The sequence below is a fragment of the Chelativorans sp. ZYF759 genome (genome assembly GCF_012911015.1).
Lineage (GTDB): Bacteria > Pseudomonadota > Alphaproteobacteria > Rhizobiales > Rhizobiaceae > ZYF759.
The window spans coordinates 169,107-196,034 of sequence record NZ_WVVV01000003.1 but is presented as its reverse complement, the minus strand read 5'-3'; the positions used below and the strand labels follow the sequence as shown (position 1 = coordinate 196,034).

Here is a 26,928-nt window from a genome sequence, read left to right as displayed (position 1 = left end):
ATCCGCGCGGGAATTCAAACTCTCACATCATGCCTGAGCAATTTGTCGAAATGCGCCCTGCCCCGCTTAGATGTCTCGATCACATGCGCGCGCAGCACGGCCATTTCCGGCAGGTCGGTGGCCCGCAGGAGCAGGTCCGACAGGCCCTCCGGCACGTCCTCGGGTTCGAATGGCCCCGTCAGGCAGACGCGGAGGAGCTGCGTCAGCCCGAAGAACAGATCGTGCGCCTCGACAAGCTCGTCTCGCGTCTGCGCGTCGCAGAAATCGGAAGAAAGACGTGCCAGCGCGGCCACGGTCGATGTCGTGCGCTCGTCGCCCTCGAGTGCACCCGTCAGTGTCGCCACCTGGGCGATGAATTCCAGGTCGATGAGCCCGCCAGGCACGAGCTTGACGTCCCACTCGTCGCGCGGCGGCTTTTCCTCCTCGATGAGGTTGCGCATCTCGCATGCGTCTTTGACGATCTTGCTTGAGTCGCTCGGCAAGGCGAGGATCTGGGCGATGTCGGCCTCCACCTCCGCCAGCAGCGACGTGTCGCCGGCCACGGCGCGCGCCCGCGTCAGCGCCATGTGCTCCCAGGTCCAGGCCTGGTCGCGCTGGTACTTGCGGAACGCTTCGATATGGGTGGCGACGGGTCCCTTGTTGCCGGAGGGGCGCAGGCGCAGATCAAGCTCGTAGAGCGTTCCTTCCGCCGTCGGCGCGGAGACGGCGGCGATGAGGCGCTGCGTCAGCCGGGCGAAATAGAGCGCGGGGTCCAGCCCCTTCTCTCCGTCGGATTGCTCCACATCGGCATCGTGATCGTAAAGCAGGATCAGGTCGACGTCGGATCCGGCGGTCAGTTCGCGGCTGCCGAGCTTGCCCATGCCGACAATGCAGACCCTGCCCCCGGCGACCCGGCCGTGGCGGCGCGAGAACTCCTCGATCACCGCCTCGAGGGCAGCGCCGATCGTCAGGTCGGCCAGGTCGGAAAACGCCTTTCCGGCCCGCGTGGCGTCGATGGCGCCCGTCAGGAGGCGGATGCCGATCAGGAATTTCTGCTCGTCGGCGAAGATGCGCAACCGATCGAGCACCTCCTCATGCAGCGTGGCGGCGCCCAGGAAAGCTTCGAGCCGCGCGGACAGATAGGCCTTGTTGGGCAGCTCGCTCATCAGCCCGGGATCGAGAAGGCCGTCGAACACATGCGCTCGCCGCGTGATGGTGGCGGCAAGTCGCGGGGCCGAACCCATTATGTTGGCGATCAGCCGCAAGAGTTTGGGATTGGTCTGGAGAAGGGAGAAGAGCTGAATGCCGGCCGGCAACCCCTTCAGGAACTCGTCGAAGCGCAGCAGCGCCTCGTCGGCGCGGTCGGTCTGGCCGAAGGCCTGCAGAAGTGCGGGCGTCAGTTCCGTCAGCCGCTCGCGCGCCTCGGCCGACTGCGTGGCGCGGTAGCGGCCGAAATGCCATGTCCGGATGATGCGCGCGATGTCGCTCGGTCGCTCGAACCCCATTTCGGCAAGCGTGCGCATCGTGTCGGGGTCGTCGACATCACCGGTAAAGACGAGATTGCCGACGCCGCTGGAAAGCTGCGGCGCGGTCTCGAACAGGGCCGCATAGTGGCCCTCCACCAGTTGCAGAGATGTCTTGAAGGCGTCCGCAAACGCATCGACCGAGGCGAAACGCAGCATGCGCGCGATGCGCTCCAGCCCTTCGTCGTCCTCCGGCAGCACATGCGTCTGTTCGTCGGCCACCATCTGCAGCGCGTGTTCGACGTCGCGCAGGAACCAGTATTGCGCCGACAGCGCGTCGCGCGCCTCGTCCGTGATCCAGCCCCGCTCGGCAAGCTTGGCGAGCATCGCCACGGTCTCGCGGCCGCGCAGTTCCTCGAAGCGGCCGCCGGCGATCAGCTGCTGCGTCTGGACGAAGAACTCGATCTCGCGGATGCCGCCGCGACCCAGCTTGACGTTGTGGCCACGCACCGCGACGTCGCCATGTCCCTTGTGGGCGTGAATCTGGCGCTTGATCGAATGGACATCGGCAATGGCCGCGAAATCCATGTATTTGCGCCAGACATAGGGCCTGAGCTCCTTCAGGAAGGCATTGCCGGCGGCAATGTCGCCGGCAAGCGCCCGCGCCTTGATCATCGCCGCGCGCTCCCAGTTCTGGCCGCGGCTCTCGTAATAATGCAGCGCTGCCTCGACGGGGATGGCCAGCGGCGTGGAGCCGGGATCGGGACGCAGCCGCAGATCGGTGCGGAAGACGTAGCCGTGAGCCGTGCGCTCATTGAGGATGCGCACCAGCCGGCGGGTCAGGCGCACGAAAAGGTCGCCCGCCTCGAACGGGTCCTTGATGGCCGCGGCCTCGGGATCGAAAAAGACGATCAGATCGATGTCGGACGAGAAGTTCAGCTCGGCCGCCCCGAGCTTGCCCATGCCGAGCACGATCCAGCCGGAACCTTCGGCGGGCCGGGCCGGATCCGGCAGCGAGAGCTTGCCCGCCTCACAGGCCTCCGACAGCAGGAAGTCGACCGCCGCGCCTATGCAGGCGTCGGCAAGTGAGCTCAGCAGCCGGACGGTTGTCTGGGTATCGTGGATGCCGCCGAGCGAACCCAGCGCCATCAGCGCGTGGGCTTCACCTTTCGCCCGGCGCAGCGCCTCCATGAGTTCGCCCTCGCCATGCGCCTTGCCGGCGAGCGCCGCGATCTCCGCCAGCAGCTCCGCCAGCCGGTCGTCGAGCGGGGTTTCGAACAGGCGTTCCAGAATGACCGGGCGGCGTCTCACCGCATCGCGCAGGAAGGGCGACAGATTGCCCGCCGCCGCCAGGAAGGCCGCCAGCGGCGCGCCGCCCGACATCAAGCCGGCCAGGCGGGGCGCTTCGCCTTCCTCCGCCGCTTCCGCGAGGTCGGCGCGAATGTCCTCGGCGGCATCCCGGTCGAGGGGCTGCAACGCGCCGACCGGCCTGCCGAACCAGCTCGAACCGTCTTCCTGCTTCATCAATCCGCCTTGCGATCCGGGAACGTCATCGAGACGCATAATCCCGGATCGCGGCCCGACAGTTCAAGCCCGCCGCCGTGAAATCCCATGATTGCCTTCGCAAGGCTGAGCCCCAGCCCTGATCCGGGCTGGCTCCGGCTGTCCTCCAGGCGGACGAAACGCTCGGTGGCGCGTGCCCGGTCGGCCTCGGCAATGCCCGGCCCGCTGTCTTCGACGTCGATGCGCCAGGCATCGGCGACGCGGCGAAGCGCAACCCTCACCGTCGGGTTCTCGCCATGGCCCTGGCTGTACTTGATCGCATTGTCGACGACGTTGGAGAGCGCCTGCCCGATCAGCTCGCGATTGCCGGTCACCGACGCGTTGGCGGCCGCGTCGGCCACGAATGCGACGCCGTTTTCCTCCGCCAGCGGCTCGTAGAGGTCGACGACGTCGGCGATGATGGCGGTGAGGTCGATGCTGCCCGTCTGCTCGGCCGAATAACCCGCTTCCAGCCGCGAGATCATCAGGATCGCGTTGAAGGTCCGGATGAGCTGGTCGGCCTCGGTAATCGTGGCTTCCAGCACCTTTCGGTATTCGCCGGAGCGCTTGTCGCCGGCCAGCGCCGCTTCCGCGCGGTTGCGCATGCGGGTCAGGGGCGTCTTGAGGTCGTGGGCGATGTTGTCGGAAACCTGCTTCAGCCCTTCGTTGAGGCTGGCGATGCGGCCGAGCATGGAATTGAGGTTCTCCGACAGCCGGTCGAACTCGTCGCCCGCGCCGCTGATGGGCAGCCGGCCGGTGAGGTCGCCCGCCATGATGCGTCGGCCGGCATCCGACACGCGGTCGATACGCCTGAGCGCGCGCCGCCCGACCACATACCAGATGATGAGCGCGCCGAGCCCCATGAAGCCGAGCGCCAGGATCAGGGCGCGGCGCATGACGAAGCGCAGGCGCTCCGCTTCTCCCAGGTCGCGCCCCACCAACAGGATCATCTGGTTGGGCAGCCGCATGACGAAGGCCACCGCGCGGTGGCCTTCATTGGCGGTCTCGGCCTCGGCCTCGGCCGCGGCGAACCGGCTGTAGAGGAAAGGCGTGTCGGACCAGCCCTCGATATCGAGAACGCCGGGCTGCAGCGCCTCGACATTGCCGGCCAGGATGCGGCCCTGGGGATCCGCCAGAAGGTAGAGATTGGCACCGGGCTGACGCGAGCGCTGTTCGACGAAGCGCACCAGAAGCGGCACGCCCCCGCGCTGGTAGGCGCGCCCGAGAATCGGCACTTCATCGGAGATCGTCTCCTGCAGCTGGCCGGTCAGCATGCGCACCGACAGCGAGGTCGTGTAGAAGACGAGGATCATCGCGCACAAGGCGAAGAGCAGGAGATAGAGCGCCGACAGCCGGGTCGCGGTCGTCTTGAAGATGGCGGGCAGTCGGGCGGTCATCAGCCCGCCTTCAGCATGTAGCCCGCCCCGCGCACCGTGTGCAGCACGGGCTTGTCGTAACCCTTTTCGATCTTCGAGCGCAGGCGCGAGATATGCACGTCGATGACGTTGGTCTGGGGGTCGAAATGATAGTCCCAGACATTCTCGAGCAGCATCGTGCGCGTGACGACCTGGCCGGCATGCCGCATGAGATATTCCAGCAGGCGGAATTCGCGCGGCTGGAGCACGATTTCCTGGCCGGCCCTGCGCACGGAGTGCGACAGGCGGTCGAGCTCCAGGTCGCCGATCCGGTAGACCGTCTCCACGTCTCCCCTGCCCTTGCGGCGCCCCAGAACCTCGACGCGGGCGAGCAGTTCGGAAAAGGCGTAGGGCTTGGTCAGATAGTCGTCGCCGCCCGCCCGCAATCCGGTGACGCGGTCATCGACCTCGCCCAGGGCGGACAGGATGAGGACAGGTGTCTCGATGCCCTTGGCGCGGAGCGCGGCGATGACCGAGAGCCCGTCGCGCTTGGGCAGCATGCGGTCAACGACAAGCACGTCGTAGTCGCCATCGCCCGCCAGCGCGTAGCCGGTCTCGCCGTCGCGCGCGAGATGCGCCTGATGGCCGGCTTCCGCGAAAGCCTTCTCGAGATAGTCGGACGCCTCACGGTCGTCCTCGATGATCAAAAGTTTCATGTGCATCTTATAGGCGAAAGGATCTGGCTTTGGCAGCTGCCTGCCGAAAATGAAGGGGCGGCGACCTCGGAGAGATCGCCGCCCCGAAGGACCTTTCCCTGCCTGCCGCGCCGCGTCAGCCGCGGGAGACGGGCAGCGCCACGAACATGTTGGCGTCGTCGCGCGAGATCTGAACCAGCACCGCGCGCCGGCCAGCGGCGGTGGCCTCTTCCAGGGCACGCGCCACGTCCTGCGTGGAGCCGACCTCGATCGAGTTGACGGCCATGATCACGTCGCCGGGGCGAATGTCGCGCTCGGCGGCGGCGCTGCCGGGCTCGACGTCGGTCACGACGAGACCCTGGCCGTCATCGGCCTGGGCGACAGTCAGGCCGAAATCGCCCATCGGGTCATCGCTCTCGCCAAGCTCCAGCTGCGGCTCGGCGCGTGCCTGGCGCTCGACACCCGGCAGCTCGCCGAGATCAACGCTGACAACTTCCTCGGCACCGTTGCGCCACAGAGTGACGTCGACCGCCGTGCCCGGGGCGATGCTGCCGATCACGCGGGCAAGGCTGCGCGGCGAGTCCACGTTGCGGCCATCGACGGCGGTGATGATGTCGCCGGCGCGAACACCGGCTTCCCGCGCCGGGCCATCGGCCTGGGCTTCCGTCACCAGCGCGCCGCCAGCGGCACCCAGGCCCACCGAATCGGCGATGTCGTCGGTAACCTGCTGGATCTGCACGCCGAGCCAGCCGCGCATAACCTGGCCGCGCTCGATCAGGTTGGTGACCACGTCACCGGCCAGCGAAGCGGGAATGGCGAAGGCGATGCCGACATTGCCGCCCGAAGGCGAGAAGATCGCGGTGTTGACGCCGACGACCTCGCCATTGAGGTTGAAGGCGGGACCACCGGAATTGCCGCGGTTCACGGCGGCGTCGATCTGGATGAAGTCGTCATAGAGGCCGGCGCCGATATCGCGGCCACGCGCCGAGACGATGCCCGCCGTCACCGTGCCGCCAAGCCCGTAGGGGTTGCCCACGGCCACCACCCAGTCGCCGACGCGAACCGCGCTCTCGTCGGCGAAGCCGACATAGGTAAAGTCGTTCTCGCCATCGACCTTGAGTACGGCGAGGTCAGTGCGCTCGTCGGTTCCCACCAGGCGCGCCTCGTGCTCGGTGCCGTCATCAAGAACGATGGTGAAGGTCTGGCCGCCCGCAACCACGTGATTGTTGGTCACCAGATAGCCGTCAGCGGAGACGAAGAAGCCGGAGCCCTGGGAGGTCGGACGCGCGCGGAAGCCGCGCTGCCCGTCGCCGCGCGGACGCTCCGCACGGGGGCTCTCGCTGCGGGGACCTTCGCCACGGGGGCGCTCGGCCCGGCCGCGGTCACGCTCCATGCCGCCGCGATCGCCCCAGAACTCGCGGAAGAAGCGCTGCATCGGGTGGTCCTGGGGCAGATCGTCGAGCCCGGGGAAGTCGAAGGAGAAATTGCCGCCCGTCCCGCGATCGGAGGCCGGTTCTACCCGGCTTTCAACGCGAACGCTGACGACGGCGGGCTTGACCTGCTCGACCACGTCGCCAAAGCCGCTCATCTGGTTGCTCTCGACGCGGACCGGATCGGCCTGCACGGGCAGCGCGCCCGAGGCGACGGCACCGAAGCCGATGGCGCTGGCAACGACGGCGCTTGCTGCGGCCGTCAGAAGGCGCTTGCGGAGAGGCAACGTCACGGTGGAATTGTTCTGCATGGTGGATGAAACCCCTGATTGGTCTGGGTTGGCGTGTGTGCTGCACCACCCATTAGGGTCTCCGACATTACAGCGCTGTTTCCGCCGCATGAAACTTTCGTAATGTTGCGGCAGTCGGCCCTCAGCCGCGCTCCAGAAGCTCCTTCAGCTTCTGGTCCTCTTCCTCGCTCAGCTTGGCGACCTCCTGGCGACGGCGGTTTCGGGTGGCGAAGAAGATGAAGCCGCCGCCGCCGAGGATCAGCAGCACCGGCGAGGCCCACAAGGCCGCGTTGCGCAGCGTGAAGGGCGGGCGCAGGAGCACGAATTCGCCGTAGCGGGATACGACGTATTCGATCACCTCCGCGTCGCTGTCGCCAGCCAGGATGCGCTCGCGCACCAGGACGCGAAGATCACGCGCCAGCTCGGCATTGGAATCGTCGATCGACTGGTTCTGGCAGACCATGCAGCGCAGCTCCGCCGAGAGCCCGCGCGCGCGTTCTTCCAGTACCGGGTCGTCGAGAAGCTCGTCGGGATCGAGCGCGGCATGCGCGGGTGAAGCCAGAAGCGACAGTGCCAGCAGGAGCGGCGCAAGGGTTCGGGAGACGAACGGCCTCATGCGGGTGCCTCCACGGTTCCCGCCGGTCGCGCCTTGCGCGCCGAGGGCGCGCCCACCCGAAGCCGGCGATCGGCGAGCGAGAAGCCGGCCCCGATCATCATCACCACGCTGCCGAGCCAGATCAGGAGAACCAGCGGCTTCCACCAGGCGCGCACCACGATCGAGCCGTCCGGCAGGCGGTCACCCAGCGCAATGTAGAGCTGGCTCAGCCCGTGCGTGCGCAGTCCGGCCTCCGTCGTCGGGAACTGGCGCGCCGTGTAGAGACGCTTCGACGAGATGATCGTGCCCATCTCGCGGCCCGAGGCATTGAAATAGGTGAAGACGCCCTGGTCCTCGGTGAAGTTGGGCCCCTGGTGCGGCCGGATTCCGTCGAAGCGGAGCGTGTAGCCCGACACTTCCATCGTGTCGCCCGGCTGCATGCCGGCCATGCGCTCGACCTCCAGCGTCGTCACCGCCACGATGCCGAGCACCGTGAGGCCGACGCCGATATGCGCGAGCGCCGTGCCGTAGACGGAGCGCGGCAGGCCCGCGAAGCGCCGCATGGCGATGCCCGGCGAGACGTTGCCGACGCCCGATTTCAGAGCCAGATCGGTCAGCGGCCCGAAGATCAGCCAGAAGGCCAGGCCGATGCCGAGCGCTGCCGCGACGGATGCGCCGTCGACGAAGAACCAGACCACGACGACCACGGCCAGCGAAGCCGCGAAGGCGGCGAACAGGCGCTGGCAGGCCGCGTACAGATCCCCCCGCTTCCACGCCAGAAGCGGCCCGAAGGGCACCGCGATCAGCAGCGGGATGATGAGCGGGATGAAGGTCATGTTGAAGAAGGGAGGACCGACCGAGATCTTGTCGCCCGTCACCGCCTCGACCAGCAGCGGATAGAGCGTGCCGATCAGCACGGTCGCGGTGGCGGTCGAGAGGAAGAGGTTGTTCAGCACCAGCGCCCCTTCGCGGGAGATCGGGTGGAACAGGCCTCCCGTTGTCAGGCGGCTGGCGCGCAGCGCGAACAGGCTCAGCGAGCCGCCGATGAAGAACACGAGGATGCCGAGGATGAAGACGCCGCGGGTGGGATCGGTGGCGAAGGCGTGCACGGAAGTCAGCACGCCCGAGCGCACCAGGAACGTGCCGAGCAGCGACAGCGAGAAGGTCATGATGGCCAGCAGCACCGTCCAGATCTTCAGCGCCGAGCGCTTTTCCATGACGATCGCCGAATGCAGCATGGCCGTGCCGGCGAGCCAGGGCAGGAAGGAGGCGTTTTCGACCGGGTCCCAAAACCAGAAGCCGCCCCAGCCGAGCTCGTAATAGGCCCAGTAGGAGCCCATCGCGATGCCGCCGGTCAGGAACAGCCATGCCGCCAGCGTCCAGGGGCGCACCCAGCGCGCCCAGGCGGCGTCGATCCGTCCTTCGATGAGGGCCGCGCAGGCGAAGGAAAAGCAGATCGAGAAGCCCACATAGCCGAGATAGAGAAGCGGCGGATGGATGGCGAGCCCGATATCCTGGAGGAGCGGGTTGAGGTCGCGGCCTTCCATCGGCGCGGGATTAAGGCGCGTGAAGGGGTTCGACGTCGCCAGGATGAACAGCATGAAGGAGGCGCCGATCAGCCCCTGCACCGCGAGCACGTTGGCCCGCAGCGTCGCCGGCAGGTTGCGGCCGAACCAGGCCACGAGTGCGGCAAAGGCCGCGAGAATCACGATCCACAGGAGCATCGAGCCCTCGTGGTTCCCCCACACGCCGGTGACCTTGTAGAGCATCGGCTTCTGGGAGTGCGAGTTCTCCCAAACATTCACCACCGAGAAGTCGGAGACGATGTAGGCATAGGTCAGCGCGGCAAATGACAGAAGCGTCAGTGCGAAGGCAGCGACCGCCGTCGGTCCGCCCACGGCCATCATGCGTTCGTCGCCAATGCGCGCGCCGACCAGCGGAACGGTGAACTGAACCAGCGTCAGCACGAAGGCAAGGACGAGGGCGAAATGCCCGATTTCGACGGTCATGGCCTCAATACCCCGTTTCGGTGGCGGCGCCGTTGGCCGGCTGGGCGTCACCATCGCCCGCGTGCTGCCACATGCCGAGTTCCTTGAGGCTTTCGGCAACCTCGCGCGGCATGTAGGTCTCGTCATGGCGCGCCAGCACCGTGTCGGCCACGAAGGTGCCGTCGGCCCCGAAAACGCCCTCGGTCACAACGCCCTGCTGTTCGCGGAAAAGATCCGGCAGGATGCCGTTATACATCACCTGGACCGTCTCGACCTCGTCGGTGACGTCGAAGACCACTTCGAGGCCCTGCCGCCGCTCGATCGACCCGACGCCGACCAGCCCGCCCAGGCGGATGCGCTCGCCGGGCGCGACGCCCTTGGCGACGACGTCTGTCGGCAGGTAGAAGAACGACGCCCGGCTGCCGAGGGCGTAGAGCGTCAGCCCGGTCGCGACACCGAGGAACAGCAGCGCGCCCCCGATCACGGACAGTCTTTTTTGCTTCCGGTTCATTCTTCCAGCTCCGTCGGCGAAATTCCAAGCGCCAGCGCGAATGAGGCCAGTTCGTCGCTCTGCGCGCTCTCGCGGCCCATGGCCTCCAGCCCGCGATCGAGGGCGTCGCGCGCCTCGTCCTGACGGCCGAGCACCACATAGGAGCGCACCAGCCGCTGCCATCCCTCCGGGTCGTCCGGCGCGCTGCGCAGCCGCGCATCGAGGCCTGCGACCATATCCTCTATCATGGCGGTGCGGTCGTCGGTATCCATATCGGCGGCGGCGCGCATCTGCTCTTGCGACGGCCCCGGGACGGCATCTGCCGAGACGCCGGCCTCGCGCAGCGCTTCGACCGCCGCTCCCCGCCAGGGGGAATCGCCCGGCAGTTCAGCCGCCATGGCCTGCCAGATCGACACGGCGTCGTCGGTTCGCCCATCCTGCAGGTAGCCGCTCGCCACGAAATACCGGGCGCGCGCATTGCCGGGTTCGAGCGCCAGAGCCTGCTCGAAGGCCTGCTGGGCCTCGAAGGTGACGGTCCCGCCCGCTGTCGCCACCAGGGCCTCGCCAAGGCCGGTCTGGCGCGCCGCGGTCTCGCCGTCGAGGCGAATCGCGTTGCGGTAGGCCACGACCGCGTCGCCCCCGCGTCCCATCCGCAGATAGACGGGCGCCAGCACTTCCCAGCCGCGCGCATCCTCGGGGTTTTCGGCAAGATGCGCCTCGGCGCGCGCCACGAGCTGGGCCATGGACGCCTCGCCCGTGTCCTGCGCCAGGCGGGCTTCCAGCGGCTGTCCCGGCATGCCGGGCGATCCCAGGCCCGCATAGATGCCCCAGCTGAGCAGCGGCACGGCAAGGACGGCGGCAAGGCTGGCAATACGGGTGAAGCTGGTTCCTTCGCCTCGCGCCGGACGTTCCTTGCGCTCGGCGGCGACCCGCAGGATCCGGCGGCCGATCTCGGCGCGTGCCTGCTCGGCCTCGGTGGCCGCGATCAGCCCGCGTGCGGCGTCGCGTTCGAGCTCGGCCAGCTGGTCGCGATAGACCTCGAGATCATGGTCCTCGTCGCGCGCGGCCTTCTCGTGCCGCCGCGAGAACGGCGCCAGAATGGCCATGCAGGCGCCCAGTGTCAGCGTCGCGGCTATGATCCAGAAAAACATGGTGTCTCAATAACTCTTGCGCGGTGCCCGGCCAATGGTCAGCCATGCGGCTTTTTGGCCAAAACCGTCATGTTGTCGCAAACTTGATGAGCGATCAGATCAGCAGCGACCAGCGGCCATCGGGCTCGCGACAAGCGGTGCCGCGCGCCGTGCGGGACGTTTCCCCGCTGCGCACGGTGTGGACATATTGCCGGCAGTTCTGCGAGCCGACCCGATAGGGCGCCGCCGCCGTCACCTCGCCGACCAAGCGGTCGCTCGAGCCGCGCCAGATCACCTGCTCGCCCACCTGCGCGTATTCCAGCGCCTGGTATTCGGCGGCGAGTGCGCTGCGCCGCTCTTCGCGACGGAGCTCCGACCCGATCTCACGCCCGATCAGCCCGTCGCCGAGCGCCTCGAGGAGCGCCGCCGTACTGGCCGGCGCTGGCGTCGTGCCGGCGAAGGCCCCGATCGCCGTCTGGCTGGCGGTCTCCGTTTGCGCGGCCACGCATCCCGTCAGCGTCAGCGCCGCCAGAAGGATGCCGACCGCCGCGAAACCGCGTCGCGCCGAGCGCATATCGACTGTGTTGTCCCTTTGCATGTCCGCCCAACTATGGAAGCTGTTGGGCGGAATTTTGTCCGAAACCCGCTGCGACTACAATCCGTCTCCCGTTCAATCTTGCACCTGCTTCAGTCTTACGCGGACCCTGAGCCCACCGATTTGCGCTGAATCAAGAAGCAGTTCGCCGCCATATTCGGCCACCAGTTCCGAGACGATGGCCAGTCCGAGCCCCGTTCCCGGCTTGGTTTCGTCCAGCCGCTGGCCGCGCTTAAGGGCCAGGTTTGCCTGATCTTCGGGGATGCCCGGACCGTCGTCCTCGATGGTCAGCTCCAGCATTGCCGGGCCGCCCTCCCGGCGCGCCAGCGGCGCCAGCGACACCCGGACCTGGCCGCGTGCCCATTTATAGGCGTTTTCGAGCAGGTTGCCGCACAGTTCCTCGAAATCCTCCTTCTCGCCGGCAAAGACGAGTTCGCGGTCGGGCAGATCCTGATCGAGGTCGATGGCGGGGTTGAGCTTGGCCATCACGCGCAGCATGCGCGCGAGCGTCTCGCGGGTCGGCGTGCGGTAGACCACGACGTCGCGCTGGGCCGCCGAGCGGGCACGCTGCAGATAATGTTCGATCTGCTGCTGCATCAGCATGGCCTGCTCGGCGATCAGCCTGCCCTTCGGGCCTTCCATGGCCCTGCCCTCGTTCATCATCACCGCAAGCGGCGTCTTGAGCGAATGGGCAAGGTTGCCGACCTGCGTGCGGGCACGCTCCACAATGCGGCGGTTGCTCTCGATCAGCGCATTCGCCTCGCTGGCGAGCGGCGCGATCTCGGCCGGGAACCTGCCGTCCAGCTGCTGCGCCGAGCCGGCCCGGATGTCGGCGAGCGCCTTGCGCACCCTGGCCAGCGGCCTCAATCCGATCAGGATCGCCAGCGCGTTGATGACGATCATGCCGAGCCCGAACACCGCCAGGTAGAGGTAGAGCTGCCTGCCGAAGGCGTCGATCTCCTGCTCGAGCTCGCTGTAATTGCCCATGACGCGGAACCGCGCGATCCCGCCCTGGCCGTCGAGCAGGAACTCGCTCTCGATGACGTCGATGATCTCGCCGGCGGGCCCATCGGTCAGGTAGCGGCGCTGGAAATCGCCATCGAAGGGAACGTCTTCGGTCGACGGCGAGGGTATGGGCTCCGACATCGAGGGGGAGCTGAGCATGCCCCTTATGTCGCCACCGGCAGGCTCGACCGACCAGTACCAGCCCGTGCCGGGCTCGGAGAAGCGGAAATCGCCGAGATTGGGGCTGCCCTGCAGGCTGCCGTCCTCGCCCACCCCCACCGAGCCGATGAGGCTGAACAGATGGGCCGAAAGCACGCTGTCGAAGCCGCGCTCGCTGGCCTGCCGGTAGAAGGTGGAGATGATCGTGGCGACGATGACCAGCGTCAGCACGGCCCAGATGGTCGAGGAAGCCACGACCCGGAAGGAGAGCGAATCGAAACGCAGGCCAACGGGCAGCTGCCGCTTCATGCCGCCGGCGCCCCCGCGATGATGCCGTGATCGCCCATCCTCAGGCCTGGGGCCGGCGCATGCGGTAGCCCATGCCGCGCACCGTCTCGATGAGATCGATGCCCATCTTCTTGCGCAGTCGTCCCACGAAGACCTCGATCGTGTTCGAATCGCGATCGAAATCCTGGTCGTAGAGATGCTCGACGAGCTCGGTGCGCGAGATCACCTCGTCGGTGTGGTGCATGAGATAGGAGAGCAGGCGGAATTCGTGCGAGGTCAGCTTGAGCGGCTTGCCGTCGAGATCGACCTTCGAACTCTTGGTGTCGAGCCGGAGCGGCCCGCAGGTCAGCTCGCTCGAGGCATGTCCGGCCGCGCGGCGGATGAGTGCGCGCACGCGGGCGAGCACTTCCTCGATGTGGAACGGCTTGGTGACGTAGTCGTCGGCGCCGGCATCGATGCCGGCCACCTTGTCGCTCCAGCGGTCGCGGGCCGTCAGCATCAGCACCGGCATCTTGCGCTCGTCGCGCCGCCATCTCTCGAGCACTGAGATGCCGTCCATCTGCGGCAGGCCGATGTCGAGCACGACCGCATCATAGGGCTCCGTATCGCCGAGGAAATGGCCTTCCTCGCCGTCGAACGCCTTGTCGACGACATAGCCGGCATCGGTCAGCGCGTCGCAGATCTGCCGGTTGAGGTCCTTGTCGTCCTCGACAACGAGTACCCGCATGTCATCATCTCCCGAAGCAGGACCGATTGGATGACGTCTTTTGACAGGATCGGCAGGCCCGCACAAGCGGTGCAGGAGCTGTCGCCTATCGCGGAACCGTGCGCCGCACCAGCTGCGGATGCTCGCCCGAGGAAGCCGGCGGTACGATCACCACGATCACGCAGACCGCCTCTCCGTTCTGGGTCTCGGCGGACGCACTGTGAAGCGTCCCGCCAAGCTCGGAAGCGAGCTGCTGGCCCGCGGCGCGGCAGTCGCCCGACACGTTGACGAAGGGTGCAGGCGTCTCGGGTCCCGTCACGCGCGGCACGGTGGCCAGCGACGGCAGGACCGAGGCGACCAGCAGGATCGGCGCCAGGAGACAGGAGAGGAGACGGTTCGTGTTCATGGTCGGACTTCTACCCCGGATCGGCTGAACAGCACATGAACGAATTCGAGGCCAATCCCGGCGCGGGAACAGCCGGTCCCGCCGCAATGACCTCGCCCCCTTGGAGCCGCCCAATCGGTTCGCCCGGCAAGATAAGGACAATTCACCGCGCACCACAATATGGGGCGCTCGTCCCCCATCGTCCCTACCCGATCCGGCTTCTCGCCACCAGCCGGCCGACCAGCGCCACAAGCCCGCCCACGGCGGTCACCGTCTGGAGGATCGTCTCCGTCAGCATCGCCTGATCGGCCTCGGCGAACGGAATGCCGACGATCGCGGCAAGTGCGGCGGCCACCGTCACCAGCGATGCCCAGATGGTGCGCGAGCGATACCAGGGTTTTGACTGTTCCATGTCGTTTCTCCTTCTTGGACTGTCTCAGAACAGATGCGAAAGCATGAACCGGCTGACCGCCGGCAGGCCCGGCCCGACGGCCTGGCTGATCTGGCGCACGCTCAATTCGATCTCCTCGGGCACGGCGCCGAAATCGGCTTCGATCGCCGCCGCCGGATAGGCCAGCCGGGGCTCGTGCACCTGCCACTCCCGCATGGGGGCCGCGTCCGGCAGCCCGACCGTCACCAGATAGGCCTCCTGCGCCTCGCCGAGCGGGATGTCGGTCCCCGCCCATCCATCGGCATCGATCCGTCCCCGGCGGATCCAGGAAAAGACGGCATCGTCGCCCTCGCGGCGCAATCGCGGATGCACCGGCGCAAGCGGGATGAGCGCGCGCACGCCGCCGACCTCCATTGCTTGCGCGGCAACAGGGCCGTCCAGATCGCCGCCGGAAGGAACGACGCGCCAGTTGAGCTCCAGCCCGATCTCGGAACCTTGCAGACCCGCCGGGACGACCGCCTCGCCGAGCAGCGCGAAATCGGCGCCGGTCCCGGCGCCAGCCATCATCGCGTCACCCGTGCCCAGCTGGCCACGCAGAAGGCCCGTCAGCTGCCAGAGCGACGGCGCGATTTCGTCGGCGGTCTGGAACTGCAGCACCTCCCAGGCGCCCGAAGCCGAGCGGATCGCGGCCGCATTGGCGCCGTTCAGCATGCGCAGCCGACTGACGCTTTCGAGCTCGCCCTCCAAGAGCCTCACGACCACCGCGCCGAACGGATCGATGCGACCCTCGAAGCCTGGGGGCAGTTCGGCCTCAATTTGTCCGAGCGTCGCCGGTGCCGTCACCGTTGCGCGCTCGCCGAAGCCGGTTTCCTCGGGCGAGGCCAGCACGGCATGGCTCCGCCACGGCCTTGCGCGCAGCGCCACCCGGAACTGGTTTTCGGGGCTCGTTTCCTGCGGCCCCATGGGCAGGTCGAGAAAGAGGACATGCGGGACGGGAACAAGCATTGCCGCGCCCGCGCCGGCTGGCGGCGCGGCGGGCCGCCAGGGCGCCYGTGCCGCCCGGCGGATGCGCCGCGCGCYCACCTGCCGCGAAAGCCCGTCATCGATGCGCGTCACCATATATTCGCGTGTCTCGCCCGGCAGGCGGAATACGCAACCCGGCACCACCTCGCGACGCGCCACCGCCAGCGCAAGTCGTGTCGTCTCCCGCGCGGCCCATTTGCGAGACAGCCAATCCTCGATCAGCGCCCGTGCCTGCCCGGCATCCATGATTGCCGGCAAGGCGAGCGCCGCGCGCCCGCCTCCCTGCCCGCTCCATTTCTGCGCCCGCGCCACCGCGCTTTGGTGGTCGAGAAAGAGGTCGCGATAACCAAGCTCCACCTCGGCCGGCAGGTCGTGGTCGGGCAGTCTGGTGCGCTCGCGCACCGGGCCATCGTCGGGGAGGACCAGTTCGGCAAGTTCGATCGCCTGCTCGCCTCTGCCTTCCGAAAAGAAGAGCGGTTGCCCGTCACGCTCATGGACTTCCAGCCCGAACAGCTCCGCCACTGGCTCCAGCGCGGCACGTGCCGTGGTCGGATCTTCCGTCACATATCCCGTCATCGTGCCGGCGACGGCACGCGTATCGGCCGCGGGCAGGCCGTGGTCGGATAGGACCGCATCGATCAGATCCGACACCGATATCCCCGAAAGCCGCCCGTTCAGCCAGTGGCCGAGCTGCCAGTTATCGCCATCCGCCCATACGTCTCCGCGCGCGGGAAAAGCCGGAAACGGCCGCGCATCCCACGCCCAGAGCGTGATCCTGCCAGGGTCCACCATCCGTCCCGAATAGAGTTCGGAGACGGGATTGCCACCTTCCGAGAACGCCGGATGGCCGGGATCCCAGTAGCTCTGGTGTGCCGCGATGAAGCGCCGCTGCGAAAGGTCGGATCGACCTTTGTTTGAAAAATGCGGCGCCGCGTTCTCCGACGATTTGGGATCTGGAAAGACGTTCGGCTGGTTCGGGCCCTTGTCGACCGCCGGGCATCCGAGTTCGGTGAACCAGATCGGCTTCGAGCGCGGCACCCAGGCCGTCGGCGTGGTGCTCTCGACGCCGCCTGGCCGGTCGAAATGCTCGTTCTCCCACCAGGCGACCAGATCCTTGTAGCGGAACACCCAGGGCTTGCCGTAGCCGCCGTCGGCGATCGGGCTGCGCTGCCGCTCCAGGCGATCGGCCGCGCTGGCATAAAACCAGTCGAAGCCCTCGCCAGCGGCGATCTGGCTCTTCAGCCCCACCCGGTCATAGGGCTCGACGAAGCCGTCCGGATTGCCGCCGCCATGGTCCTCGTCGCGCCAGTCCGAGAGCGGCATGTAATTGTGGATCGCGACCGCCGCCACCTCCTCATGCGCCCAGAAGGCGTCGAGATGGAAATGGACGTCGCCGCTGCCGTCGGCCGGCTGGTGGCCGAAATATTCCGACCAGTCGGCGCCATAGGTAATGCGCGTGGCCGGCCCCAGCACCGCGCGCACGCCGCCGGCCAGCGCGCAGAGTTCCTCCACGAAGGGAAACGCACCGGCTCCGTCCCGCAGCCTCGAGACACCGCGCATTTCCCTGACCAGCGGCACGGGACGCGGCGTGGTGGTGATGAGCTGCACCGGGCCGGGCGCAAGCCTGAGCCCGAACTGCAGAATGTCGTAGGTCGCCTCCGCGTTCTTCCATTTGGCGAGCTCGTCGCACCAGGCCGCCGCAAATTGCGGCCCGCGCAGGCTCTCGGGATCCTCGGACGAAAAGGCCTGCGCCACCGCACCGTTTTCCCACACCACGCGGCTGCGCGAGGCCTCGTAGCGCGGCCGCCCGAGCCTGGCGACCGACACGATGCCGGACGCGCCTTCCACCATCACCTCGCGCACGTCGGCCAGCGTCTCGCCGATCAGCGCGATACGGTCCACCCGGCCCGCGACCATCGACGAGTAGCCGTTGGCCAGCGCGTTGACCCATTCGGCCCCGAGCCTTGTCTTGCCCGCGCCGCGCCCGCCAATGACCAGCCAGCCCTCACGCCGGCCCTCGGTCCGGCACCAGATCGTCTGCTGGGCCGCCCGTCCCTGCAGGATCCAGCTCCGCTGCGCTTCCGAGACCCAGTCCGGGTCGATATCCCGCGGCGACCAGCCGCTCGGCTTCCTCGAGCGCGAGTTCGGCGATGCGCTCCTCGATGTTGCGGTAGATTTCGGCGAGTTCCTCATCGCTCTTCTTTTCTTCTTGTCGCGTCTGTTCCTGCGCCAGCGCCTCCCAGCGCTCGATCACGCGGGCCATGGCGGCGAGCCCGTCGAATTCGGCCCGGTTGAGCCGCCCGCCCTTTTCGGCCCGCTCCAGCAGCGAGGCCAGCCGGCGCCCGAGCAGCGCCGTGCCGCGGCGCAGGAGCTCCATCATGTCGTCGCCCGCCGCGCCCACCGTGATTTCCGTCTCGGCCGGCCCCACCGCCGCAAGCGCCGCGGGGTCGCCCCCCGCGTCATCGGTCCACGCCGCATCCGCCTCGCCCGCGCCGTCGGCCGGCCGGCTGGCCAGATCGATGAAGTCGGCATGGGCGGCACGCGCATCGGCGCGGCGGAAGTCGAGCCGCTTCCAGCCCTCGGCGCGGGCATGCTCGTAGACTGCGGTGACGTTGCAATCGAGAATGCCGGCGATCCGGTCGCGCGTCGGCGGCGCGCCTTCGGCCACGGCGCGCGCATGCGCCCATTGCGCGGCCGTGATCGGCCGGCGCCTGCTTGTCTCTTCATGCATGGGAAAATTCCTCGCCCGGCCCACGGCAAAGCCCCGCCCGACGAAACCGCCAGCGACCGACCTGCCCGAAAAACCCATGAAAAAGGCCGAAGCCCGCGCGTCTCTGCGCAGTTCTCCGACCGTAGCGAGAACCTATCAAACCACCGTCACGGTGTCAAGGGATTTATTCCTAAATCACTGCAGTGGAACATACGCCCGACTAATCGGGTGGCTTGCGTGGCGGAGTGAGAACCAGCATAAATATGTCATGCGGGTGACAGGGGTAATTCAATCTCGAAAATCGAATGTCTCGCTCTCTGAGTGGAGCGATGACAAACTGAAGGCAAAGGATTTCTCTCTTAGTAGAAAGAGAGGAAAGCCTTTTCCCCTAACCCGCCGCTGGCGATGGCAGATCATAACCTTTGCCGGCCAAGGCCGGAGTTATAGGTTGATGGTCGCGTATCACACCCTGGTTCCAGAATTTATTGTCGCTCTAGGCGAGGATGTCAGCAGCGACTGCAGGATACTGGCAAGATGGGAATTCCACGCCTCTCATCCCGGCTGGCATGTTCATTCCGTTTGCGGCGACACCGATGGCTTGTCAGTAGGAATCGTGAAGCCACTAGGAACGAAGCGCATACCGGCTGCAAGGTCTTATCATCGCCACAAGAAAATGCTTAACGATGGCCATGCTATGAGTGATACCGTTGCCACAGCGATTGCGTGCAGTCTTGTCGGTATACCCCATCAGCCTGATATGTTTGTGATGGATGCGATGCCATGGGTTTGAAGGAGCAAATATGCGCGGCGTTCTGTGAGAACGTCCAGATATCCGCCTTTAGCGGTGGATTGGCCATAAGCACGCCCTACCAAAATTTCATTTCCGGTGATCCAATCGGAATCTACGCGCTCGGGCCCAAGGCTGGCGTGTATCGCATAGTAGATAACGCCCTGACAATCGCGCTTCTCGAAGCCGAAGGCGCGACAATGGACGCCGCCACCCGCAGAGACGCTCTCGCGCAAATTTTGGAAGAGCACGGAGCAGCTTATGACGAGGAAATGGGGGAGATTTTCAAGGACGGCGTATCCGAAGCGCACTTGTCGAAAGCTATACTAGAATTTTCTGCTCTTCTTCTTCGACTCAATGATCTGATCCTTTTGACGATCGAGCGCGTCAAGAATACCTTTGAGGATGATGTCCGCACAGCAATCCGCGACGAAATGGATAAACGCCATATTCGCTATGTGGAAGGACAGCCAGTTTCAGACGACTTGAGCGGTTTCACGCCGGACATGGTGTTTTATCCCGACAAGCGCGATCCGGTTGCGCTCTTCATCGCAACGAACGATGCCAAGCTTTGGCAGGCGATGCTGTTGCGCATAGTTGCAGATAGCGAGAAGCATTTGCCGCTGTCAGTGATCGCTGTCCTAGAAACTGACACATCGGTCACCCAAAAAGTTCGGTTGCAGGCTGACAATCGCCTTGATGCTGTACCTCGATATCGCAGTGGCCCGAGCGACACGATTCAACGAATAGCTCGGGTAGTCGTCGGCAACGAAGCTGCGACCGTTCACTGAGACGGAGCGTTCCTAGATGCGACGTTCTGACCATTGAAGGCTTCGCCTTGTCTGCCCGCAGGGCACTTGGGCTTCAAGCCTATTCGGTCAAGGGAATTGGCCTCACTAATCGGACGAAAGGGCGCGCTTGCCGTAGATCAGTGCGAGCCGATGAGCCTCACAGTTTCGCTAGTCTCTATCCTAGCTGCGCTAAGGCAGGGCACCCCAAGCAGATGAGCGTCGTGACCGACAAATGGCCAACCTTCATTACAGTCGATCTCGGCGCCACCGAGCAGGACGACGCCGAAATGTTGCGGCGCTGGACAGTCTATGACCAGCGCATGAAAACACTCATTGCAGCAGGCGGCGTCCATCAGGACGAGGATGGCTGGTGGGTCGACACCGCGACGGGTGAACTCATCGGTCCCGATCCCGAACTGGAGCGACCACTGTCGGCGGAGGAACTCACAATAGCCCGACCCTTCGCGGAAGCCCTGCCCGACCTCTACGAGAGCATCAAGCGCATGCGGAAATAAGGCGCGGCGTCCCCGCCCCCACTCCCCCCCCTGGTGGGGGAGATGTCCGGCAGGACAGAGAGGGGTCTGCCTTCAAAGGAAAAAAGGCTGGCGTCTCACCGCCCCACGCGCCACGCAACTTCAAATACCCCCCTACTCTACCCCCGCCCCCMCCCSCYCCACAAACGCCCTGATCACCCCAACCACCTCGCCCGGGCTGTCCTCCAGCACGGTATGGGACGCAAAAGGCAGGTTGTAGAGGCGCGCGCCTTCGACGCGTCCGGCAAGATCGAAAGCCTGTTGCCGCGAGACCAGGAAATCCTCGTCGCCATGGACCACCAGCAGCGGGCAGGCGATGGCGCGCACGCTCTCGCCGGGATAGGCGTCGGCATCGCTGCCCAGCCACATGGCTTTCGTCGCCGCAAACAGCCGGGCGAAATCGGGTTCGGGGTTTTCCGTCTCGTAGCGCTCGACCTGCTGCGAAAACATCTCGCGCCATTCCTCGGCGGTCACGCCGGCATAGATATCCCGCGTTGGGTCGCTTTCCGGCAGGTCCCAATGGGCAGCGACCGCCACGACGAAACGCGGCTGGACGAGGCGGGAGGCCGCGAAGCGCAAGGCTGCGATACCGCCGTCGCTGTGGCCGATGATGCCCGCGTTCGGCAGGCCGAGCGTGTCCAGAACGGCCCCACAATCCTCGGCCAGCTGTCGGTAGGTCATCGCCGCCCCGCCCGGGCCCGAGCGCCCATGCCCGCGGCTGTCCAGCGCGATCAGCCGGAAGTCGTCGCCCAGAAGCGCGGCGAGGGGTTCAAAATCATGCCGGCTTCCCAAGCCGCCATGCAGCAGCAGGATCGGCTCGCCATCGGGCTTGCCCGCCTCCGACACGAAAAGTCTCGTGTCGCCGATATCGAGTGTTTCGCCCTGGTCGAACATGCTGGCCCCCGATCAAGTTGCGTCCGCAGGCCTAGTCGCAACGCGGCCAGCGGACGTTGATCTGGGACAACGCCAGGCAGGTGGTCGCACCCGCCCCGGGCCTCATCCTGAGGTGCGCAGCGAAGCGGAGCCTCGAAGGATGAGGCCCCGCCCCCTGTCTTCGAAACCGCGCTAGCGCGACTTCTTGTAGAGCTTCTGCGCGATCTCGAACATTTCCTCCGGCGCATAGTCGGGCGTGAAGGCGTTGGGTTCGCCGACCAGTTCCTGGATCTTGCCGCCATCGGGCATGCCTTCCACCACCTCCAGTTCGCCGGGCGGGTCGTCGGGCAGCGCCACCTCGCCATTGCCCCAGATCCCGGCGATCTCCTGATAATCGTCCGGGCTGAAGGTGTAGAGGCGCCGGTGCGAGCCCTCGTCGAGATATTTCTGTGCCTCGGGAATGTTGCCGAGCGGGATGTTGGGCGTCGGCAGCATCTTCTCGATCTCCACCCCAGTGATCTTCTTCAACGCCAGCGCATAGGCATGGGCATGCACCGAGCCGCGCACGAGCAGGTAGCCGCACACCTCGCGGCCCGTCGGGTCGGTCAGCGACTCGTAGACCCGGAGCTTGTGCAGTCTCGCCCCGCATTCGAGATGGAAATTGTGCAACAGGTCGAAGATCACGTTGCCGGTCGTGGTGATGAAATCCTTGTTCCAGGACAGCCCGTTGGAATCCACCGGCACCGCGCCGCCGCCATGCGAATAGAAGGCGGCCGCCAGCCTGGCGTCCTTCATCATGTCGTAGGGCGCGTCCGAGATGTCGCCGCCGCCTTCCATGTCGGCATCCTTCTCGTCGGGCCCGTTGGCCAGCATGGAGACGCCGTTCGAGACCAGCTCGAGATGGCCCAGTTCCTCGGCCGTGATCGCCGCCACCAGGCTGTAGAAGGGGCGCAGTTTGCTCTTGGAGCGGAAATTGAAGCTCTGGAAGAGATAGTTTCCGAGCGTGGACATCTCGCCATATTTCCCGCCCAGCAGTTCCTGGAGCGCGGCCGCGGCGTTCGGGTCCTGGGCAGCGGGCTGAGGCAGATCGATCTGCAGCTTGTCGACACGTAAGAACATTTGGGCAAACCTTCCGAGGCTATGCCCCCCGGCTCCGAACCTCCTCGACCTGTCAGAGTTCCGCAGCCAGGATCGCGCCGCCGCCACGGGCGCGGGGAACGGCGGCCAAACCCTTTCCGCCCGCGCCATGGAGGAACGCGATCGCCCCAAAAATCGTCGTTGCCGAAGGGCAGCGACAGGCGTAGATTTCGGCGTCCGCATCGGGCTGGGGAGTTTTGTGATGCGAGTTATTCTGCTTTCTCTGTCTTCTTTTCTGTTCCTGACCACCGCGTCCTGGGCCTGCCCGGACTGGTCGCTCTCGGGTGAGACCCACCGGCTCTCGGGCCACGATCTCACCGGCGGCCGCAGCTTCAACGTCACCGCCGGCGGCGACACCAACATCGCCCGTTGCAGCTCGGTCCGTCCGCAGACCGATCGCGGCCAGGGCTATGTCATGGACCAGCCGGATTTCACCTTCGACCTGTCGGCGATGGACGGCTACCGCCTGTCGATCTCCGTCGTCTCGCAATGCGACAGCATCCTGTTGATCAATACCGGCCGCGCCAACTGGTATTATGACGACGACGACAACGGCAATCTCGACCCGCTGATCACGCTCACGCGCCCGTCCAATGGCTGGCTCGACGTGTGGGTCGGCACCCATGACGGCGAATATTGCGATGCCCGCATGACCATGCGCACCGCACGACGCTGACCCTCTTCGAGGGGGGCGCGCAACGCTCCCCTCCCCTGTTGCCGATCGGCACCACCCCCGCGCACAAAGTGGCTTTGCGGGAACATGGCCTGCATCCTCCGGTTAACGATCACACAGTGTTTCCCGCTTATCGCCTTGTGGCATCGGTGGGATTGGGAGTAATTTCGCGAGCTTGCCGGATGATGGACAGGGACAGGTCCGCTTTCCGGCCGGCTGGGGAATGCGCAAGGGACGCGCGGGCATGGGCAGCTATCTGAATGAAGGATCCGTTCGAGACAAAGCCCTCTAAGGCACCGAAAGCATCGAAGCTTCTCGAATTCGATGCCTGGATCGATTCCAGCCTTTACGATTCCGGCTTTCGGGCACGAGAATGGTGGGAGAGCGTGACCATCTTCTTCCGCCGCTTCCGCGTGTCGGGCTGGCGGCGCGGCGTGGTGGAACTCGCCTCCGAAGGTTTCACCATGGGCACGGCGGCGACGATCGTGCTGGTCGCGCTCGCCATCCCGGCCTTCGACGAGACCCAGCGCGACTGGCTCTCCCAGGGCGATTATGCCGTCACCTTCGTCGACCGCTACGGCAACGAGATCGGCCAGCGCGGCATCATCCAGCGCGATTCCGTGGCCGTCGACGAACTGCCGGATCACGTCATCAACGCGGTGCTGGCCACCGAGGACCGTCGCTTCTTCGAGCATTTCGGCATCGACTTCATCGGGCTTGGCCGCGCGCTGGGCGAGAATGTGCGCGCCAATGGCGTCGTCCAGGGCGGCTCCACCCTCACCCAGCAGCTCGCCAAGAACCTCTTTCTGACCAACGAGCGCTCGATGGAGCGCAAGATCAAGGAAGCCTATCTGGCGCTCTGGCTGGAGATGAACCTCACCAAGAAGGAAATCCTCCAGCTCTATCTCGACCGCGCCTATCTGGGTGGTGGCACGTTCGGCATCGCGGCGGCGGCCGATTTCTATTTCGACAAGCCGATCAAGGACGTCACGCTTGCCGAGGCCGCCATGATCGCGGGCCTGTTCAAGGCGCCGGGGCATCTGGCGCCCCACATCAACCTGCCCGCCGCGCGCGGGCGTGCCAATGTCGTCTTGTCCAACATGGTGGATTCGGGCTTTGCCACGGAGGGCCAGGTGCTTCACGCGCGGCTCAATCCGGCCACGGCCGTCGATCGCGGCGGGCGCGACAGTCCCGATTACTACCTCGACTGGGCCTTCGAGGAGGTCAAGCGCGTGGCGCCGCGCAATGGGCCGACGGCGCTGGTGGCGCGCACGACGATCGATCTCGACATCCAGAAGGCAGCCGAGGAGTCGCTCGAATACCATCTGCGCCAGTATGGCAGCGATTATGGCGCGTCCGAAGGCGCCATCGTGGTGCTGGAGAACAACGGCGCCGTCAGGGCGATTGTCGGCGGCAGCGACTATGCGCGCAGCCAGTTCAACCGCGCCACCCGCGCCCTGCGCCAGACCGGCTCGTCCTTCAAGACCTATGTCTATACGGCGGCGATGGAAGACGGCTTCACGCCGGATTCGGTCGTGCCCGATGCGCCGATCACCTGGGCCGGCTGGTCGCCGCAGAACTACAACCGCAGCTTTTCGGGCAACATCAACCTGACCAGCGCGCTGGTGCGCTCGATCAACACCGTGCCCGTGCGCCTCACGCGCGATCATCTGTCGGTCGAGACGGTCAAGAACATGACCGTGGCCATGGGCGTCGAATCCGACCTCGGCAACCACCGCACCATGGTGCTCGGCACCTCCGGCATCACCGTCCTGGACCAGGCGACGGGTTATGGGACGCTTGCCAATGGCGGCTATGCCGGCATGCGCCACGGCATCACGCAGCTCACCACGCATGGTGGCGAGATCATCTACGACCGCCAGCGCGACGCTCCGCCCCCGCACCGCGTGGTCTCGGAAGAAGCCGTCGCGGCGATGAACTCGATCCTCGTCCAGATCCCCGAATGGGGCACCGCGCGCCGTGCGGCGCTGGAGGGCATCCGCTCGGGGGGCAAGACCGGCACCACGCAAAGCTACCGCGACGGCTGGTATGTGGGCTTCACCGGCAATTACACGGCCGCCGTGTGGTTCGGAAATGACGACTATTCGCCGACGCGCCGCATGACCGGCGGCTCGTTGCCCGCCATGACCTGGCAGCGCCTGATGACCTACGCCCACCAGAACGTCGAGTTGAAGCCCATTCCCGGCGTGGATGCGCCGGTCGAGGTGGAGGTGGCGTCGAGCGAGGATGGCGCGGCTGGCGAGGACGGCGATCGCAGCGATCGTCCGCCCGTGATGTCATCGCGCACCACGCGGCTCCTGCAGTCCATCAACGAGATGTTCCGCGAAGCACCCCCCGTTGCCCTTCCCCGTGAACCTGAGGCCTTGTCCTCCTTGTGAGCGGCGGCTACGAGGCTAGGCCGCGCGTCCGGATCGATCCTGCATGGCCGCGTTTGTTCCGGAAGGCCCTCGGGCAGCAGGCGGGTGGTTGTAAAACATGATCCATAAGATCTTCCTGATCGCCTTTGCCTTGTCGATCGCCATTGGCGGCGGCGCGGCCAGTGCCTGGATGATGATCGACAGGGGATTTGGCTTCGGCGCGGTCGATGTCGGGGCGTGGACGGCCTTCCCCGACCGGGGCACCCCGGCGGCCGATCCCTATTCGCGTGCGCGTTTCGCGCGCCAGGGCTATCTGGCCCTCGGCCAGGCCGAAGGGATCGCCTTCACCGCCGCGCGCGACACGCTCGGGCAGCCGCTGTCGTCGTCCTGCACCTACCAGGTGGAAGGCCCGATCCCTCCGTCCCGACTGTGGACGCTGCATGCTGCACGACAGGGCAATGGCGGACTGGTCCCGGCCGGTGGCGCCTTGAATTCCCTTGCCATCCTGCGGCGCGAGGACGGTTCCTTCGACATTCCCGTGTCGCGCGATCCCCACCCGGGCAACTGGCTGCGCCTCACCGGCACCGGCGAGTTCGCGCTGGTTCTGGCGCTCTACGACACGGCCGTCGCCACGACCGCGCGCGCGGTCGATGTCCAGCTCCCCCTTATTCGGCGGTTGGCCTGTGACTAGATTTGCCTATGCCTTGCTGATCGGTGTGGTGGGCGCGGGCATCGTTCACATCGCCATCCTCTTTCTGCTGCCCTATCTGGCGGAGCGCGATGCCTGGTCCCGCATGGCGGAACTGGGAGAGGTCCACGAAACCCTCATGATCGAGGGAGAGGAAGCAAACCGCCTGCTGGCCAATCCGGACCCTCTCTTCCTGGCCGCGGCATGCCGGTTCGATCTCGACGAGGGGCCGGTGCGCATCCACGCGCCGGACCGGGTCCTGTTCTGGTCCCTGTCGGTCTATGACCGGATGGGCCAGAACATCTTCAGTCTCAACGACCGCACCGCAAGCGAGGGCCAACTCGATATCGTCATCCTTAAGCCCGTGCAGATGCTGGATCTCAGGCACGCCTTTCCGGAGGATTTCGCGACGTCAATCTTTGTGGAGGCGGATCTTGAGGCGGGAACGGCGGTGATCCGCAGCTTCCTGCCCGACGAGAGCTGGCGATCGCGCGTGGGCGACTATCTGCGCAGCGTGTCCTGCGATCCCTACTGAGCCGCGGGCACGCGGTCGTCGGCGCTCTTGCGGCGTTTCTTGCCGGCGGGAAGCGCTTCCTCGCCCTCGCGCCTTTCATAGCGGATGCCCGGAAAAAGAATGATCTCCGCCGTCTCGCCACAGGGGGGCCGGCGGGTTTCGCCCTTGTGGGCGGGGAATGGAAGAATCATTGCCATTGTCATTCTGGTTCTCGCTGTTGCCGAATCGAGCAGAACGCAGCACATGGCCGAGTAACGGCTCCCAACGGTTAACAGCTTGCTAACGCATCTCGTCTAATTTGACGGAGGGGCGTCGTGCGGTCGTGCTCGTCCCGT

Annotated in this window: 25 protein-coding genes; 7 read left to right on the top strand and 18 right to left on the bottom strand. The window is 66.1% G+C overall.

What is annotated here, in order from left to right; genetic code table 11:
* Positions 1-14: 14 nt before the first annotated feature.
* The 15 genes from GRZ55_RS07075 to GRZ55_RS23390 form a co-directional block, all read right to left on the bottom strand.
* Positions 15-2,966 (bottom strand): bifunctional [glutamine synthetase] adenylyltransferase/[glutamine synthetase]-adenylyl-L-tyrosine phosphorylase, encoded by a 2,952-nt coding sequence (locus GRZ55_RS07075; RefSeq protein WP_169286206.1) that lies wholly within the window; start codon positions 2,964-2,966, stop codon positions 15-17.
* Positions 2,966-4,381: a HAMP domain-containing sensor histidine kinase gene (locus GRZ55_RS07070; protein WP_169286205.1), complete on the bottom strand. Its 1,416-nt coding sequence runs from the start codon at positions 4,379-4,381 to the stop codon at positions 2,966-2,968. The genes GRZ55_RS07075 and GRZ55_RS07070 overlap by 1 nt, the downstream gene beginning before the upstream one ends.
* Complete coding sequence (locus GRZ55_RS07065; RefSeq protein ID WP_169286204.1) at positions 4,381-5,055, bottom strand: response regulator transcription factor; 675 nt, start codon at positions 5,053-5,055, stop codon at positions 4,381-4,383. Before GRZ55_RS07065 ends, GRZ55_RS07070 begins: the two co-directional genes overlap by 1 nt.
* A gap of 115 nt (positions 5,056-5,170) precedes the next feature.
* On the bottom strand, positions 5,171-6,775 hold the full coding sequence (locus tag GRZ55_RS07060) for a Do family serine endopeptidase (RefSeq protein WP_169286203.1): 1,605 nt from the start codon (positions 6,773-6,775) through the stop codon (positions 5,171-5,173).
* A 121-nt stretch (positions 6,776-6,896) separates the two neighbouring features.
* Positions 6,897-7,370: a cytochrome c-type biogenesis protein gene (locus GRZ55_RS07055; RefSeq protein ID WP_169286202.1), complete on the bottom strand. Its 474-nt coding sequence runs from the start codon at positions 7,368-7,370 to the stop codon at positions 6,897-6,899.
* Positions 7,367-9,358 (bottom strand): heme lyase CcmF/NrfE family subunit, encoded by a 1,992-nt coding sequence (locus GRZ55_RS07050; RefSeq protein WP_169286201.1) that lies wholly within the window; start codon positions 9,356-9,358, stop codon positions 7,367-7,369. The genes GRZ55_RS07055 and GRZ55_RS07050 overlap by 4 nt, the downstream gene beginning before the upstream one ends.
* Before the next feature lie 4 nt (positions 9,359-9,362).
* Complete coding sequence (ccmE, locus tag GRZ55_RS07045) at positions 9,363-9,848, bottom strand: cytochrome c maturation protein CcmE (RefSeq protein ID WP_169286200.1); 486 nt, start codon at positions 9,846-9,848, stop codon at positions 9,363-9,365.
* Positions 9,845-10,978, bottom strand: coding sequence for a c-type cytochrome biogenesis protein CcmI (gene ccmI, locus GRZ55_RS07040; protein ID WP_169286199.1), 1,134 nt, complete (start codon positions 10,976-10,978; stop codon positions 9,845-9,847). The genes ccmE and ccmI overlap by 4 nt, the downstream gene beginning before the upstream one ends.
* Before the next feature lie 94 nt (positions 10,979-11,072).
* Positions 11,073-11,531 (bottom strand): hypothetical protein, encoded by a 459-nt coding sequence (locus GRZ55_RS07035; RefSeq protein WP_210257251.1) that lies wholly within the window; start codon positions 11,529-11,531, stop codon positions 11,073-11,075.
* Between the two features lie 96 nt (positions 11,532-11,627).
* Entirely contained in the window at positions 11,628-13,025 is a 1,398-nt protein-coding gene (locus GRZ55_RS07030; protein ID WP_169286197.1) for an ATP-binding protein, read from the bottom strand.
* 40 nt (positions 13,026-13,065) lie between these two features.
* Entirely contained in the window at positions 13,066-13,731 is a 666-nt protein-coding gene (locus GRZ55_RS07025; RefSeq protein WP_169286196.1) for a response regulator transcription factor, read from the bottom strand.
* Between the two features lie 85 nt (positions 13,732-13,816).
* The gene (locus tag GRZ55_RS07020) at positions 13,817-14,116 is read right to left on the bottom strand and encodes a hypothetical protein (protein ID WP_169286195.1); all 300 of its coding nucleotides are present in this window, start codon (positions 14,114-14,116) and stop codon (positions 13,817-13,819) included.
* Between the two features lie 184 nt (positions 14,117-14,300).
* A complete protein-coding gene (locus GRZ55_RS07015; protein WP_169286194.1) occupies positions 14,301-14,507 on the bottom strand; it encodes a hypothetical protein in 207 nt (68 codons plus the stop codon).
* Between the two features lie 24 nt (positions 14,508-14,531).
* Entirely contained in the window at positions 14,532-17,570 is a 3,039-nt protein-coding gene (locus GRZ55_RS07010; protein ID WP_246734585.1) for a glycoside hydrolase TIM-barrel-like domain-containing protein, read from the bottom strand.
* Positions 17,515-18,240 (bottom strand): hypothetical protein, encoded by a 726-nt coding sequence (locus GRZ55_RS23390; protein WP_246734576.1) that lies wholly within the window; start codon positions 18,238-18,240, stop codon positions 17,515-17,517. The genes GRZ55_RS07010 and GRZ55_RS23390 overlap by 56 nt, the downstream gene beginning before the upstream one ends.
* Before the next feature lie 76 nt (positions 18,241-18,316).
* On the opposite strand from GRZ55_RS23390, the gene GRZ55_RS07005 reads away from it, so the two are divergent.
* The 3 genes from GRZ55_RS07005 to GRZ55_RS06995 all read left to right on the top strand — a co-directional run bounded on the left by GRZ55_RS07005 (position 18,317) and on the right by GRZ55_RS06995 (position 20,312).
* Positions 18,317-19,009 (top strand): hypothetical protein, encoded by a 693-nt coding sequence (locus GRZ55_RS07005; RefSeq protein ID WP_169286192.1) that lies wholly within the window; start codon positions 18,317-18,319, stop codon positions 19,007-19,009.
* Positions 19,000-19,797 (top strand): DUF1828 domain-containing protein, encoded by a 798-nt coding sequence (locus tag GRZ55_RS07000; protein WP_169286191.1) that lies wholly within the window; start codon positions 19,000-19,002, stop codon positions 19,795-19,797. Before GRZ55_RS07005 ends, GRZ55_RS07000 begins: the two co-directional genes overlap by 10 nt.
* A 212-nt stretch (positions 19,798-20,009) precedes the next feature.
* A complete protein-coding gene (locus GRZ55_RS06995; RefSeq protein ID WP_210257250.1) occupies positions 20,010-20,312 on the top strand; it encodes a hypothetical protein in 303 nt (100 codons plus the stop codon).
* Between the two features lie 132 nt (positions 20,313-20,444).
* On the opposite strand, the gene GRZ55_RS06990 is transcribed toward GRZ55_RS06995, so the two are convergent.
* A complete protein-coding gene (locus GRZ55_RS06990) occupies positions 20,445-21,224 on the bottom strand; it encodes an alpha/beta fold hydrolase (protein ID WP_169286190.1) in 780 nt (259 codons plus the stop codon).
* A 171-nt stretch (positions 21,225-21,395) separates the two neighbouring features.
* Positions 21,396-22,322, bottom strand: a complete 927-nt coding sequence (locus GRZ55_RS06985) for a manganese catalase family protein (protein ID WP_169286189.1) — start codon at positions 22,320-22,322, stop codon at positions 21,396-21,398.
* Between the two features lie 220 nt (positions 22,323-22,542).
* Here GRZ55_RS06985 and GRZ55_RS06980 point away from each other — a divergent pair, with 220 nt between their 5' ends.
* The 4 genes from GRZ55_RS06980 (at position 22,543) to GRZ55_RS06965 (ending at position 26,614) form a co-directional block, all read left to right on the top strand.
* Entirely contained in the window at positions 22,543-23,016 is a 474-nt protein-coding gene (locus GRZ55_RS06980; protein ID WP_169286188.1) for a hypothetical protein, read from the top strand.
* A 257-nt stretch (positions 23,017-23,273) separates the two neighbouring features.
* Positions 23,274-25,412, top strand: coding sequence for a transglycosylase domain-containing protein (locus tag GRZ55_RS06975; RefSeq protein ID WP_169286187.1), 2,139 nt, complete (start codon positions 23,274-23,276; stop codon positions 25,410-25,412).
* A gap of 97 nt (positions 25,413-25,509) precedes the next feature.
* A complete protein-coding gene (locus GRZ55_RS06970) occupies positions 25,510-26,082 on the top strand; it encodes a DUF1214 domain-containing protein (protein ID WP_169286186.1) in 573 nt (190 codons plus the stop codon).
* Positions 26,075-26,614 carry a DUF1254 domain-containing protein gene (locus GRZ55_RS06965; RefSeq protein WP_368856591.1) on the top strand — a complete coding sequence of 180 codons (540 nt, stop codon included), beginning with the start codon at positions 26,075-26,077 and terminating at the stop codon, positions 26,612-26,614. The genes GRZ55_RS06970 and GRZ55_RS06965 overlap by 8 nt, the downstream gene beginning before the upstream one ends.
* Here GRZ55_RS06965 and GRZ55_RS06960 read toward each other — a convergent pair.
* A complete protein-coding gene (locus GRZ55_RS06960; protein ID WP_169286184.1) occupies positions 26,608-26,784 on the bottom strand; it encodes a hypothetical protein in 177 nt (58 codons plus the stop codon). The two genes, GRZ55_RS06965 and GRZ55_RS06960, sit on opposite strands and share 7 nt — an antisense overlap.
* Between the last annotated feature and the right edge of the window lie 144 nt (positions 26,785-26,928).

Bases quoted from the DNA above. Each gene is read 5' to 3' on its own strand.
- GRZ55_RS07075 (WP_169286206.1), bottom strand. From the start codon at position 2,966: ATGAAGCAGGAAGACGGTTCGAGCTGGTTCGGCAGGCCGGTCGGCGCG.
- GRZ55_RS07070 (WP_169286205.1), bottom strand. From the start codon at position 4,381: ATGACCGCCCGACTGCCCGCCATCTTCAAGACGACCGCGACCCGGCTG.
- GRZ55_RS07065 (WP_169286204.1), bottom strand. From the start codon at position 5,055: ATGAAACTTTTGATCATCGAGGACGACCGTGAGGCGTCCGACTATCTC.
- GRZ55_RS07060 (WP_169286203.1), bottom strand. From the start codon at position 6,775: ATGCAGAACAATTCCACCGTGACGTTGCCTCTCCGCAAGCGCCTTCTG.
- GRZ55_RS07055 (WP_169286202.1), bottom strand. From the start codon at position 7,370: ATGAGGCCGTTCGTCTCCCGAACCCTTGCGCCGCTCCTGCTGGCACTG.
- GRZ55_RS07050 (WP_169286201.1), bottom strand. From the start codon at position 9,358: ATGACCGTCGAAATCGGGCATTTCGCCCTCGTCCTTGCCTTCGTGCTG.
- ccmE (WP_169286200.1), bottom strand. From the start codon at position 9,848: ATGAACCGGAAGCAAAAAAGACTGTCCGTGATCGGGGGCGCGCTGCTG.
- ccmI (WP_169286199.1), bottom strand. From the start codon at position 10,978: ATGTTTTTCTGGATCATAGCCGCGACGCTGACACTGGGCGCCTGCATG.
- GRZ55_RS07035 (WP_210257251.1), bottom strand. From the start codon at position 11,531: ATGCGCTCGGCGCGACGCGGTTTCGCGGCGGTCGGCATCCTTCTGGCG.
- GRZ55_RS07030 (WP_169286197.1), bottom strand. From the start codon at position 13,025: ATGAAGCGGCAGCTGCCCGTTGGCCTGCGTTTCGATTCGCTCTCCTTC.
- GRZ55_RS07025 (WP_169286196.1), bottom strand. From the start codon at position 13,731: ATGCGGGTACTCGTTGTCGAGGACGACAAGGACCTCAACCGGCAGATC.
- GRZ55_RS07020 (WP_169286195.1), bottom strand. From the start codon at position 14,116: ATGAACACGAACCGTCTCCTCTCCTGTCTCCTGGCGCCGATCCTGCTG.
- GRZ55_RS07015 (WP_169286194.1), bottom strand. From the start codon at position 14,507: ATGGAACAGTCAAAACCCTGGTATCGCTCGCGCACCATCTGGGCATCG.
- GRZ55_RS23390 (WP_246734576.1), bottom strand. From the start codon at position 18,240: ATGCATGAAGAGACAAGCAGGCGCCGGCCGATCACGGCCGCGCAATGG.
- GRZ55_RS07005 (WP_169286192.1), top strand. From the start codon at position 18,317: ATGAAAAAGGCCGAAGCCCGCGCGTCTCTGCGCAGTTCTCCGACCGTA.
- GRZ55_RS07000 (WP_169286191.1), top strand. From the start codon at position 19,000: ATGGGTTTGAAGGAGCAAATATGCGCGGCGTTCTGTGAGAACGTCCAG.
- GRZ55_RS06995 (WP_210257250.1), top strand. From the start codon at position 20,010: ATGAGCGTCGTGACCGACAAATGGCCAACCTTCATTACAGTCGATCTC.
- GRZ55_RS06985 (WP_169286189.1), bottom strand. From the start codon at position 22,322: ATGTTCTTACGTGTCGACAAGCTGCAGATCGATCTGCCTCAGCCCGCT.
- GRZ55_RS06980 (WP_169286188.1), top strand. From the start codon at position 22,543: ATGCGAGTTATTCTGCTTTCTCTGTCTTCTTTTCTGTTCCTGACCACC.
- GRZ55_RS06975 (WP_169286187.1), top strand. From the start codon at position 23,274: ATGAAGGATCCGTTCGAGACAAAGCCCTCTAAGGCACCGAAAGCATCG.
- GRZ55_RS06970 (WP_169286186.1), top strand. From the start codon at position 25,510: ATGATCCATAAGATCTTCCTGATCGCCTTTGCCTTGTCGATCGCCATT.
- GRZ55_RS06960 (WP_169286184.1), bottom strand. From the start codon at position 26,784: ATGATTCTTCCATTCCCCGCCCACAAGGGCGAAACCCGCCGGCCCCCC.